The organism is Psychrobacter pygoscelis (genome assembly GCF_004335015.1).
GTDB classification, from domain to species: Bacteria; Pseudomonadota; Gammaproteobacteria; order Pseudomonadales; family Moraxellaceae; genus Psychrobacter; species Psychrobacter pygoscelis.
This window is the reverse complement of the sequence record NZ_RQRU01000001.1, coordinates 373,604-385,551: the sequence shown is the minus strand read 5'-3', so window position 1 is coordinate 385,551 and position 11,948 is coordinate 373,604. Positions and strand designations below refer to the sequence as shown.

Here is an 11,948-nt window from a genome sequence, read left to right as displayed (position 1 = left end):
AAGCTGGCAATTGCCAGCTTCCTATTATTAAGCACTAAAGTTATTAAGCACTAAAGTCTGTAACTAACAACTAAAGTATCAGCACATTAAATGCCAGCTTATTGATTAAGCAGGCTTTTGTGGTGGCTTAAGGTCAAGGCCAACCGTACATTGCTGTAAGTCTTTTTGCATTTTTTTCACATAAGACAATTGAGACGGGTCTTTTTTACTTTTTGCGTAACTCTCAATTTCCCACATTTGACCGATGGTCATCTTACTACGAACGTCTATAGTACAGTCGCACAGCTTCTTCGCGGTAGCTTTGTCAGCGACTTTGTATTTTACAGCGCCGCTAATACAAGTATTTACTTGATCTTGCTTAATGTCAGCAGCATTGGCTTGTGGCATCGTAGCAAAGCCGAGAAGAGCCAATGGTAATACTTTTAATAAATTCATTCGTATCCTCTTATTTTATCTCGATAGTTAAAATTAATAGGAACTTAATGCATAAGCTGAGTCAAAAAGCACCTAAATTGGTGCTTGGCTTATTCAAGTCAAATAGGCAATCAACATATTCAGGTAAGTTCGAAATTAGCTATAAGATATCAAGCTTAAGCACAAATAACCACTTCCGCAATGATGCGATGATGCAAGGAAATGTTACGCCATAGCAATATCGTACGAGTTTGTTAGCCCAACTAACGAGTTCAAGGTGCAATTTTGCACAGGCGCTTATCAATACCCTGCAAAGGTTCAATTTGAAGAAGTCAGAGAAAGCTAGCTTAGAATCAAGCTGTCATCTGCTACCTTTTCACCACGAGTCTGCTCAAACATGTCAAGCAGATCATGCACCGTCATACCTTGGCGAGCTTCACCAGCAACATCCAACACGACTTGACCTTGGTGCAGCATAACGGTTCGCGTACCATGCGCTAAGGCTTGCTGCATTGAGTGAGTCACCATCATCGTAGTCAGATGATTATCCGTGACAATCTTGTCAGTTAGATCAAGCACAAAGGCGGCAGTCTTGGGATCTAGGGCCGCTGTGTGCTCATCGAGCAGCAATATTTTAGACGGCTGTAAGGATGCCATCAGCAGGCTCACAGCTTGACGCTGACCACCTGAGAGTAGCCCCATTCGGTCACTTAAGCGGTTTTCAAGTCCGAGCTTTAAGACGGCAAGCTTGTCGCGAAATAGCTCGCGGTTTTGGCTGTTGAGTGCGAAGCTTAGCCCGCGCTTGCCCCCACGCTTGAAGGCTAGCGCCATATTCTCTTCGATAGTAAGCGCCTCGCAAGTACCGGCCATGGGATCTTGAAACACTCTAGCAACCCAGTGCGCGCGCTGATGAGCCGTCTTTTTGGTGACATCAATACCATTTAATAAAATTTTGCCACTATCTACCCGAGTGGTACCACTAATAGCATTTAAAAAAGTTGATTTACCGGCACCATTCGTACCGATGACGGTGACAAACTCGCCCTCGTCAATATTCAAGCTAATACCGCGCAGGGCAGGGTTCTCAATCGGTGTGCCTTTATTGAAAGTCAACCGTAGGTCGTGGGCTTGCATCATTGGGACAATTCCTTATTCGCAGTCGCTATAGATAGAGAAGATAACAATAAAAGATAAGTCATGTCGGTCACGCTTTACGCCGACTCGACAGAAGCTTAGATTTTATCTGTGGCAACTGAAGGGCGATGACGACCAATAGGGCAGTGATTAGGTTTAAGTCTTGAGAGCCAAAACCTATACTACGTAGGGTATCGCTCGACAAGGCGATCTGAATAAATAGCTTGTAAATAATCGCACCTAGGATAACGGCAAGGGTAATGAACCAAATGCGTTTTGCCGGAATAATGGTCTCACCAATAATAACCGCAGCCAGACCGATGACGATAGTACCGATACCGATGGAGATATCAGCACCGCCTTGCGTCTGCACAAATAGTGCGCCGCCAAGGGCGATGAGACCATTCGATATCGCCATTCCAATGATGGTCATCCACGAGGTGTTAATCCCTTGCGCCTGAGCCATACGTAGGTTAGAGCCTGTAGCGCGCATGGACAGTCCCGTCTCCGTACTAAAGAACCAATCCAAAAATAGCTTGGCAACGATGACCACCGCACCGATGATAAGGCAGCGCATCCAATAGCCATTTTCATTGGTCACTAAGTCACTAAAGACGGTTTGCTCACCGAGGAGCGGTAGATTGGGAGCACCCATAATTCGTAGATTGACTGAATAGAGCGCTACCATCACTAGGATACTGGCCAGTAGTTGCAAGATACCCAGCTTAACATGGAGCCAAGCAGTGACCACACCAGCTACAGCACCGGCTAGCATCCCGAATAGACAGGCTAGCCAAGGGTTCACCCCAGCGATGATTGCTATGCCTGCGATAGCACCGCCTAATGGAAAACTTCCATCGGCTGTTAAATCAGGGAAATCAAGGGTTCGAAAGGAGATAAGGACGCCAAGGGCCACTAAGGCATAGATTAGACCACTTTCAAGCGCACCAAAAAAGGCAATTAAAGACATAAGCGGTAATAATTCAGGATAAGGTCTTTATCACTACTAGCACTAAGGTAAATTCCAAGTGATAGAGGATAAAAACGATTGGATTAATTTAACAGATTAAGCAATCTGCAGATAAGGTAAACCACAACATTCCACGATGATAAGCATTCATAATCGGCTCGAAGGGTTGCTAATAAAAAGGATGACCATCAATCAGATAGCTAACTATGATTCAACCTTTAAAAAAAAGATTGAATCAATGATGGTAAATTAATCAGTGTGATCTATTCGATCACTTCTTTAGCATTATCAATAACGCTTTGCGGTAAAGTAATACCTGCTTCTGCCGCATGATTTGGACTGACGTATAAGTCAAGAGACTGCGGTATATAGACCGGAATAGTGCCGGCATCCTCACCATTTAAGATTCGGCCAACGATTTTACCAGTTTCACGACCTAGGTCATAGTAGTTTACGCCAAGGGCTGCGACCGCACCGCGAGCGACAGAATCCGTATCTGAGGCTATTAGAGGCACTTTGCTCTCTCTAGCGACTTGATACAGTGACTCATAGGCTGAGACGACATTATTGTCGGTCGAAGTATAAATCATGTCTACTTTGTCAGCGATACTACGAGCTGACATGGCGATATCATTACTACGCTGTGCCGGTGACGCGTGAACTTTAATACCAAGTGGTCCAAGTTTATCTTGTAGGTTCTTTAGCACGATGGTGGAATTTACTTCACCGGGGCTGTAAACATAGCCAACGTCTTTTAGATTAGGAATGATTTGCTTCATCAAATCAATCTGTGGCTCATAGGGTAGGGCATCTGAGGCGCCGGTCACATTAGAGCCAGAGCCATCTAGTTTGCTCACTAGTTTAGCCTCTACTGGATCAGTCACTGCTGAAAATACCAGCGGGATAGTGCTGGTCGCTGCAGCGACGGATTGAGCAGATGGGGTGGCAATTGCGACGATGACATCTGGGTTGTCCGCGACGAATTGCTTAGCAATCTGTCCTGCAGTTCCCGTATTACCCTGAGCACTTTGGAAGTTGATATTGAGGTTTTCGCCTTCTTTAAAGCCTTCTTCTGCCAGCTCTTCGATGACACCTTTACGTACGGCGTCTAAAGCAGGATGCTCGACAATGGCGGTAATGGCGACGGTTTTTGTGTCTGTATCGGTGACGGCTACAGTGTCATCTATTGTTGACGCTGTTGTTTCACTGTCTGAAGCAGGTTTGTTACAGCCGGTCAATATAGCAGTTGCTACGCCGCCCCACATCAGAGCTTTGACAAATCGATTTGGGTTAAACATATTATGTTCCTCCTGAGCCTATTAGATAATATGGTAGCGCTGCTGATCGGTACGACCTAGTGCAACACTATCACACTTAAATTGGCTGACTTATTGATGGTTACTTGGCTACCATTACTACTGAGTAATGAGGGGAGCTATCAACAAGTGCGCATTTCCCTACCTAAACTACATAAAGTGCGATTAAGCGTTGATTCAATCTTCACTTTAACGATTTTATTACTTATTATTTATTTTACAATTCACTGTGCATGACGCCCTGCAAATTGCTTTGCTAAGTAAGTTATTTAAAAGACTTTATTTAGCTGGTGACTGGTCATCGACAACGACAGCATCGGCCATGATATCGTCAGGTATGGTCACGCCTTGAGCAGCGGCATGCTCTGGACTGACGAATAAAGTAAGCTTATTCATCACTTCAGGCTTGATATCGGTAATGGCCTCGCCATTTAAGACGCGGTAGACCATCTTGCCGGTGGTACGACCAAAGTCATAGTCATTGACGCCTAGTGCTGCCGTAGCACCACGCTTGACGCTGAACTCGTCTGAGGCAATGATAGGAATATGTAGCTCATTGGCAGCTGCTGTCATCGCTTCAAAGGCTGAGGCCACGTTATTATCCATTGAAGTGTAGATAACATCAGCACGACCTTGCAAGCTGCGAGTTGCCATTGCTATATCAGTGGGACGATTGGCAGAGATATCCAAAAGCTTCAGACCACGTTTGGGCAGCTCTTCTTGCAAGCGTTTAAGTAGTACTACTGAGTTTGCCTCACCTGGACTATAGATGTAGCCCACGGTCTTAGCATCAGGTTTTATCTTTTGGATCAGGTCTAGTTGCGGCTCTAATGGCAGCTGACTGGATAGACCCGTTAGATTACTTTGGGTTGGTACGCCACTATCATCTGTTAGTTTGGCAGCAGCTGGGTCAGAGACTGCGGTATAGATGACAGGAATGCTAGTGGTTGAGGCAACGATAGATTGAGCAGAGGGAGTAGAGATTGCCACGATAGCATCTGGAGTGTCACCAACGAACTGCTTAGCAATTTGCCCTGCTGTTGCAGTATTGCCCTGAGCACTTTGAAAATTAACGTCAAGATTTTGCCCTTCTACATAGCCATTGTCCGCCAACTCATCGATAACACCGCGGCGGATATCATCTAAAGATGGGTGCTCAACAATTTGGGTAATCGCAACAGATTTAGCCGGCTCATCAGTGGTCTCAGACCCTGTAGTAGCAGACTGACTAGTAGCGTCAGGCTGAGAGCAGCCTAATAAACTTATAGCAGAAAGGCAAGATGCAATAAGACCAAGGCGAAATGTAGAAGCAATTGTCGTAGCTGGTGTCATCGGTGATAAGCTCGCTATTAATAGAAGAATAAGAATTTATAAAATAATTAGTAAAACCACTTTAAAGAGTGACAGCTAATAGACACCCTAGCCCAAATATACGGGTAACTGGCAGTAACTTTGGTAGATGATGCTATGGTACTTAGTAGGTAACCCTAATCAAGTATAGATAGCAGTCGGCACGCCATAGTTACAACGATAGTCGCGATAATAACTGTTACGATAATAATGGTCACGATAAAAATAGTTGCGATGTTTAGCATCATTCTATTATGACAGCTATGTAACATTGCGCAACAATAAAATTAAATCACCAAGTCAAACCATAAGATCTAACCACAGTTAGCTTAAGGCTATTAATCATAAAAGAATCATCAATTAGATGAACTTAAGCTTCTTAGTACGCTTTAGGCCTAGGGCCTTTTATAGACCCTGCCAAAACAAGCCTTCAATTAAGAAGGCTTGCTATGTCAAGTGAAACAGTGGATATGCTTGGGGTTTAGGACGTTAAGTTATCGCGGCACTAAGGTAGTGACAGACAGTGCACTCTAAGCTTGCCTACAGCTCTAACCGAGCTTATCACCTACGGTGCAATCGTCTGGTAGGGTAATGACAGTCAGGCCCGTTTTCGGATCGCCAGAGGATAAGATCATGCCTTCAGAGACACCAAATTTCATCTTGCGCGGGGCAAGGTTGGTCACGCAGATGACCTTTTTATCTTGCAGCTGCTCAGGCTCATAAAATTTGCGAATACCGCTAAAGACATTGCGCGGCTTATCTTCACCGACATCAAGGATGAATTGTAATAGCTTGTCTGCGCCCTCGACATAGCTGCACTCAAGCACATGAGCGACAGTCATCTCAACTTTAGCGAAGTCTTCAATACCGATATAGTTGCTGTCCTTACTGTCTTTATTATTGTTGCTCTCAGCTTTGTCATTCACGGCTTGATCCCCAGTAGAAGGTTGGTTAGTGCGTTCTAGTGATTCTTTTGATGCCTCAACCACGGCTTCAATTTGTGATTGTTCGATACGCTGCATGAGCGGTTTGAACTTATTAATCTTGTGGTCAAGCAAGGCCTGATGACGACTGGCAAAGCTTAAGTCGTCAATATTTAAGAATGCTTTAGCGTTGTCCGTTAGCTCTGGTAGCACGGGCGCTAAATACACCATCAACTGACGGAAGATATTAATCGCGACTGAGCAGACATCTTGAACGGCTTGCTCATTGCCTTCAACTTTGGCCATGGCCCATGGTTTTTTGTCATCGATATATTCGTTGGCTTTGTCTGCACACTGCATGATCAGACGCATTGCCCTTGAGAACTCGCGGTTTTCATAGGCGCTAGCTATCTCATCACCTGCGCGCATGATCTCAGCAAGTAGCTCTGGCTCAGTACAATCAGCAGATAGCAGACCATTGTATTTTTTGACGATAAAGCCAGCTGAGCGGCTAGCAATATTGACCACTTTGCCGACCATGTCTGAGTTGACCTTTTGCATAAAGTCTTCAAAGTCTAGATTAATATCTTCAACCTTATCAGATAGCTTACTGGCAAAATAATAGCGTAGATACTCAGGATGCAGATGCTCGGTGAAGGTCTCGGCTTTGATAAAAGTACCGCGAGATTTACTCATCTTCTCACCATTGACCATGAGGAAGCCATGAGCGAAGACGCCCGTGGGGGTGCGAAGCTCGCTACCGGATAGCATCGCAGGCCAAAATAGCGCATGGAAATAGACGATATCCTTACCAATGAAGTGATAGACCTCAGTTTTATGTTGGTTCTGCGCGAGCCAATAATCGTCGAAGTTTAGCGCTGGCGTTTGTGGGTCAGAGGACTCTTTACGCTGCTCGCATAAGTTTTTAAAGCTCGCCATATAGCCGACCGGCGCATCTAGCCACACATAAAAGTATTTATCTGGCTCGCCCTCAGGCGTATCTGGAATCTTAAAGCCAAAGTAGGGGGCATCGCGGGAGATATCCCAGCTGGCCAGCCCGGCATCGAACCACTCTTGCAGCTTATTGGCAATAGAGGGTTGTAAGCGGCCCTCATCGCGAGTCCATTGCTGAAGAAATTCAGTGAACTTAGGTAAATCGAAGAAATAGTGCTTAGAGGATTTTAATACTGGCGCTGCACCCGATAGGGTAGAGAATGGGTTTTTTAATTCAGTAGCATTGTAAGTCGTACCGCAGACTTCACAGTTATCGCCGTATTGGTCTTTTGCCGCGCACTTTGGGCACTCGCCTTTGACAAATCTATCCGCTAAAAATAAGCCTTTTTCAGGATCGAATAACTGCTCAACGTCTTTTGTACTAATGTGACCTTCCGCGTTTAAACGGCGATAGATAAGTTCAGAAAATTCGCGGTTTTCATCAGAATGTGTTGAATAATAATTATCAAATTCAATCAAAAACTTAGAAAAATCGGCTTCGTGAGAGGCTTTTACGTTGGCGATTTGCTGTTCTGGTGTGACACCATTGGCTTCGGCCTTAAGCATAATAGCGGTGCCGTGAGCATCGTCTGCACAGACATAAGTGACCTGGTGGCCCTGAGCTTTCATGGCACGAACCCAAATGTCGGTCTGGATGTATTCTACTAGATGACCAAGATGGATAGGACCATTGGCATAGGGAAGGGCACTGGTTACTAAAATTTGACGCACAACATCACCTTTAAAAATATAAGAGTTATCAGGGTTAAGCAATGCGCCTATGATACCGTAAAAACGTCAATTATGGGAATCGGCTTATGAGAGGGCGTCGTTAATAAGCTTGGATTGTAATAGCGCAAAATATAATGAGGTGCTAACTTGGCTTTGTAATGATGCCATTAGTAGAGAAGTAAGTCTCTGAGCCAGCGGCAGAGAAGGCATTAGCGAACAAGCGGTGACCAGCAACATTATGCTGGTTAATAGTGTGAATAAAGAGTTTACTACAGTCGATGACATTGCCCAGTTGGCGCTATTTTTAGCGGCCGTGCCAAGTAATGTATTCCCTGGCTGGTCTATCGTTGCCAGTTATGGTTGGCTGATGAGTCAGTACCATTGATAATAGTCTTTTTTCATTAATTTATAGCCCTAAAGAATTTATAGCCCTAAAGTAGTATCGAAGTCTCACCACAACGTCCCAATAAAGGCGTTGTGGTTTTTTTATCGTGCAAAGTCGGCTACACTGAATCGCATAAGTAACTGGCTACAGTCGCAATATCTTAATGGGCTAAGCCATTGCCCAATATGATGGCAATAGCAGCCGAGTTTGCATACGACATTTACAAGGTATCACCCGTTATGTTTAATTTCATTAAAAAATCTCTGACACCCTCGCAGCATAAGTCACAGTCCACAAATGAATCATCTGAGCAAAAGGCAGCACTAGATACAGCAGTGGACAAGGTACTGCTAGGCTATCACGTCGGCAATAAGAGTATCGCGCAGATGGTGACGGGTCTTGCCCGCGACGGCGATAGCGTCACATTAGACCTACGCTTGCCACATGACAGTGATCCTGAGCGTATTCATCAAGAGTTGGGTCAGCACCTGCAAAAGCATGGCATCAATGAGGTCAATCTCAATGTCTCGATGCAGCCGCCTAGTAAGATTGGATCTGCGGCAGATATGCCTGCTGCTGCTACCAAAGGCGGCGCTCATAAGCTACCAAAGACGACCGATGCTATGGGTCAGACGAGTAAAGCCAAGCCAACTGCGGCTTCTAGTGCTCATCAAACTGCGGAGCCACCAATAACCAAGCGTGCCCCAACGCAGGCGAGCCTTGCAGCGCATCCTCGCATTCATCATATTATCGTTGTGGCTTCAGGCAAAGGCGGCGTTGGTAAATCAACCACTACCGTCAATATTGCCTTAGCGCTGCAAAAGTTAGGCAATCGGGTCGGTGTCTTAGATGCCGATATCTATGGACCTAGTATCCCGACGATGCTCGGTGTCGCCGGTGTGAAACCACAACTTGAGAACGAGCAGTTTGTACCGATTGACGCGCATGGTATGGCGATGCTCTCTATCGGCAGCTTGCTTGATGGTGATAATACTCCTGTAGCGTGGCGCGGCCCCAAAGCGACAGGCGCACTGATGCAGCTGTTTAACCAGACCAATTGGCCACAGCTGGACTATCTAGTGATTGACATGCCGCCGGGTACGGGTGATATTCAGCTTACATTAGCCCAGCGCATTCCTGTGACTGGTGCCATCATTGTGACTACTCCGCAGCACATTGCCTTGCTGGATGCTCAAAAAGGCATTGAGATGTTTAACAAGACCAGTATCCCAGTCGTCGGAGTGGTTGAAAATATGGCGCTGCATACTTGCTCAAACTGCGGTACCACTGAAGCCATCTTTGGTGCTGGGGGTGGTGAGAATATCGCTAAACAATATCAAGTGCCACTATTGGGCCAGTTGCCATTGGCTAGCAGCATTCGTGCTCAGGCTGATAGAGGTGAGCCTAGCGTCATCGCTAATGATGGGGCAGGTGATGACTATGCTGAGTACTATCTCAGCATTGCCAAAAATATTGAGGCCAATATCGCTAAATTTGCCAAAGAGCGAGATGATGGGCGCATATTCTAATGCCCCATAATGGTAACTACGTTCCACATATAAAATGGCTGCTTTAGGCAGTCATTTTTTTAGTACTCCTGTTTTAGTGGCTGTATTTTAAATAGTCGCACTTTCAGCAAATGTCGGCATGCCACCGCAAGCTAGAAAATTTTATACCAGTTGCGCATCATGCTACGATGACTCTACTTTATTTAGTCTCGACTGTAGTATCTGAGAGGGTATCACTAAATCTTCATCAGCCTGCCATCTTGTAGTCGCTCCCTAAGTCGTAAGCTGCTAGTAGAAACTGCCCAAAAAGCTTAAGCTCTTTGACTAAGAGCCTTGTGGTTATCGCCACAACAACACAGGGTCATGATAAACCGCTAAGGACGTACTGGCTAAATCATGATTAATAAATGACTCAGGAGAGAGCAATAGCCATCTTATCTCGCCAAAGCCCGTCTCTAACTGGCGAAAAGCCCTCAAAAATAAGCTCATGGGCATTGCCGAAGATCATTTTGTGAAGTGGTAATATCGCTAGGTGATTGAGTTAAAATTACCCCTCCTCTATAAATCTGACGTTCAATTCCTTATAATCACTGCTATAAAAAATCATTGAGGAAGTTAAATGTCTATCAAATCTGACCGCTGGATTCGAAAAATGGCTGAAGAGCACGGTATGGTTGAGCCGTTTGAAGCGGGTCAAGTCCGTTTTAATGAGGCTGGTGATAAGCTCGTTAGCTACGGCACGTCGAGCTATGGCTATGATGTGCGCTGCTCACGAGAGTTCAAAGTCTTTACCAATGTACACTCTGCTATTGTTGATCCTAAAAACTTCGACGAAAAGAGCTTTATCGATATTGTGGGCGATGAGTGTATTATTCCTCCAAACTCCTTTGCCCTAGCGCGGACTATGGAGTACTTTCGCATTCCCCGTGATGTGTTGACTATCTGCCTAGGTAAGTCCACTTACGCGCGCTGCGGCATTATCGTTAATGTCACCCCGCTTGAGCCTGAGTGGGAAGGTCATGTCACCTTAGAGTTCAGTAATACCACCAACCTGCCGGCGCGAATTTATGCCGGTGAAGGCGTGGCGCAGATGCTATTTTTCCAAAGTGATGCCGATGATGTGTGTGAGACCAGCTATAAAGACCGTGGCGGCAAATACCAAGGTCAGACCGGTGTGACTCTGCCGCGTACTTAGTCTGAGATGTATAGAATATAGTAGCTTCATAATAGAGTAACTTGATAACATCGAGACCACGTAACTACTAAATAGCCACTCTAAAAATATCGTAAAATCCTCGGTATTATGCTGTGATTATAGTAAATATAGAGGATTTATGATGAATATTCATTTGGCTAAAACAGCGACTATCTCTTTAGCGGTTGCTCTATCAGGATGCCAGCTTACTCCTACTAGCTCAGAGCATATCAACTTAGGCGGTGCAGAGTCGGCTAGCGGAGCTATGCTAGAGACGAGCTATATGTGTACCGATGGGGACGAGTCAAAGCAGCAAATTATTAGTGTATTTGAGGACAGTCGTTCGCCAGCGCATAGTACAGCAGATACTACCAAGGTAGCCTCCAAAAAAGTGACATTGAGGCTTGGGAATAAAGATTACAGTATGACTGCCTTATCAGATAATCGTTACATCAGTCAGCAGCAAAGTAGTGCAGGGCAGTGGTTAATTTGGCAGTCTAACCCTGCTGCCTTGCTGACCAGTAAAACGGCGAATGCTGCTAATATTAGTCATATAGCGCTGTGTCAGCCCACCCGTTAAATTGATGCTATTTTACTAGCGCTTCACTACTTCAAAGAATACAGTTAAAACTTTTGAGCAATAAAATTGCTAATTGGTTCGGTCAACTTATGGGCGATGACAGGGGTTTGGGCGGCAAATACGCGAAAGTTTGCGAACAAACTCTTGTGTCCATAACCCCTCTCAAGATATGACTATCAGACAGTAGAGAACGTAAAGCGCTATATTGATGAGCCAAAAGATTTGCATATAAGCCTGCTGACAATGAAATCGATCTGCTATGACTCTTGATTGCCATACTCCTGTATGGCCTGTGCTCGGCTTCTTTGAATTAATATTATCCTACATTGACTATCGCTTAGAGCCTTCCATCCATGGCATTGCAAAAATGAAACGCTTGAACGTAATGCTTATCAAATTGACAGTTCTACTAAATGAGGTAAAGGTCATAAGTTAGCATCAGTTAGGG

11 protein-coding genes are annotated in these 11,948 nt (G+C 45.1%); 4 read left to right on the top strand and 7 right to left on the bottom strand.

From position 1 onward, the window contains the following. Positions 1-105: 105 nt before the first annotated feature. The 6 genes from EGV92_RS01590 to metG all read right to left on the bottom strand — a co-directional run bounded on the left by EGV92_RS01590 (position 106) and on the right by metG (position 7,832). A complete protein-coding gene (locus EGV92_RS01590) occupies positions 106-435 on the bottom strand; it encodes a hypothetical protein (RefSeq protein WP_131667462.1) in 330 nt (109 codons plus the stop codon). A 321-nt stretch (positions 436-756) separates the two neighbouring features. Beyond that, a complete protein-coding gene (locus EGV92_RS01585) occupies positions 757-1,551 on the bottom strand; it encodes an ABC transporter ATP-binding protein (protein WP_131667461.1) in 795 nt (264 codons plus the stop codon). Positions 1,552-1,618: 67 nt separating this feature from the next. Continuing rightward, on the bottom strand, positions 1,619-2,518 hold the full coding sequence (locus tag EGV92_RS01580; protein ID WP_131667460.1) for an ABC transporter permease: 900 nt from the start codon (positions 2,516-2,518) through the stop codon (positions 1,619-1,621). A 263-nt stretch (positions 2,519-2,781) separates the two neighbouring features. Next, positions 2,782-3,816 (bottom strand): ABC transporter substrate-binding protein, encoded by a 1,035-nt coding sequence (locus EGV92_RS01575; protein WP_131667459.1) that lies wholly within the window; start codon positions 3,814-3,816, stop codon positions 2,782-2,784. 297 nt (positions 3,817-4,113) lie between these two features. Then, positions 4,114-5,166 (bottom strand): ABC transporter substrate-binding protein, encoded by a 1,053-nt coding sequence (locus tag EGV92_RS01570; protein WP_131667458.1) that lies wholly within the window; start codon positions 5,164-5,166, stop codon positions 4,114-4,116. 566 nt (positions 5,167-5,732) lie between these two features. Continuing rightward, entirely contained in the window at positions 5,733-7,832 is a 2,100-nt protein-coding gene (gene metG / locus EGV92_RS01565; protein ID WP_131667457.1) for a methionine--tRNA ligase, read from the bottom strand. A gap of 223 nt (positions 7,833-8,055) precedes the next feature. On the opposite strand from metG, the gene EGV92_RS01560 reads away from it, so the two are divergent. Further along, positions 8,056-8,217 carry a hypothetical protein gene (locus EGV92_RS01560; RefSeq protein WP_207401719.1) on the top strand — a complete coding sequence of 54 codons (162 nt, stop codon included), beginning with the start codon at positions 8,056-8,058 and terminating at the stop codon, positions 8,215-8,217. A gap of 239 nt (positions 8,218-8,456) precedes the next feature. Continuing rightward, positions 8,457-9,746 (top strand): iron-sulfur cluster carrier protein ApbC, encoded by a 1,290-nt coding sequence (gene apbC / locus EGV92_RS01555; RefSeq protein WP_131667456.1) that lies wholly within the window; start codon positions 8,457-8,459, stop codon positions 9,744-9,746. A gap of 318 nt (positions 9,747-10,064) precedes the next feature. Here the strand turns inward: apbC and EGV92_RS13840 are convergent, their stop codons facing one another. Beyond that, entirely contained in the window at positions 10,065-10,214 is a 150-nt protein-coding gene (locus EGV92_RS13840) for a hypothetical protein (RefSeq protein WP_165525536.1), read from the bottom strand. Positions 10,215-10,344: 130 nt separating this feature from the next. Here EGV92_RS13840 and dcd point away from each other — a divergent pair, with 130 nt between their 5' ends. Further along, positions 10,345-10,920, top strand: coding sequence for a dCTP deaminase (dcd, locus tag EGV92_RS01550; protein ID WP_131667455.1), 576 nt, complete (start codon positions 10,345-10,347; stop codon positions 10,918-10,920). A 139-nt stretch (positions 10,921-11,059) separates the two neighbouring features. Further along, on the top strand, positions 11,060-11,500 hold the full coding sequence (locus tag EGV92_RS01545; protein WP_131667454.1) for a hypothetical protein: 441 nt from the start codon (positions 11,060-11,062) through the stop codon (positions 11,498-11,500). Positions 11,501-11,948: the final 448 nt, after the last annotated feature.